An 843-nucleotide genomic window follows, 5' to 3' on the forward strand; every position below is an offset into this window, starting at 1 on the left:
CCTTAATTGCATGGCTGGGACAATGGCCGGTCGAACGAGTGGCATTTGAGGCGACGGGGGCCTACCACCGGGAACTCGAGCAAGCTCTGACTGATCTGCCTTGCGTCAAGCTCAATCCCGCTCGTGCCCGACGATTTGCCCAAGCAGCTGGAACCCTGGCCAAGACAGACCGGATCGATGCAGTGATGCTGGCCCGCATGGCTAGCACAATGCAGCCGCCCGTGCGCCCGGCTATAAACCCCGAACAGGCAAGGTTGGCCGAACTGATCAGCGCACGAGATGGCCTGATGCGCGACAGAACCGCGCTTAAAAACCAGGAGAAAAACCTGACGATTTCGCTTCTAAAGCGTCAGCACAAGCAACGCCTCGATCAGATCGATCGGCATATAGCCGCTCTCGATGCCGAACTCGCTGCAAGCATTGCGGCGGCCCCGCAGCTTGCCCGCCGGCATGAAATTCTCTCCAGCATAGCCGGCCTAGGCCCACGCACTGCCAACCAGTTGGTCGCCATTATGCCAGAGCTCGGATCACTCGATAACAAACAGGCCGCATCTCTAGCAGGACTCGCTCCCATCGTCCGCCAATCAGGACAGTGGAAAGGCAGAAGCTTCATCCAGGGTGGAAGGGCCAACGTTAGACGCGCACTCTACATGCCCGCTCTCGTCGCGGCCCGCTTCAACCCCGACCTTAGGGAAAAGTACAAGCACCTCATTGCATCGGGCAAGCCCGCCAAAATCGCCATAGTTGCGATTATGCGAAAGCTCATTGTGACCGCCAATGCCCTGATCAAAGCTGATCGGCTTTGGGCCGAAAAACCTGCTTGACCATAACGGAAACTAATCG

At 57.9% G+C, this 843-nt stretch carries 1 protein-coding gene; it reads left to right on the top strand.

The genetic code is table 11. From position 1 onward, the window contains the following. On the top strand, positions 1-824 hold an 824-nt coding region (locus DUT91_RS25070; RefSeq protein WP_114443056.1), incomplete at its 5' end, for an IS110 family RNA-guided transposase. Positions 825-843: the final 19 nt, after the last annotated feature.

Source organism: Paramesorhizobium salinisoli (assembly GCF_003335045.1).
Lineage (GTDB): Bacteria > Pseudomonadota > Alphaproteobacteria > Rhizobiales > Rhizobiaceae > Paramesorhizobium > Paramesorhizobium salinisoli.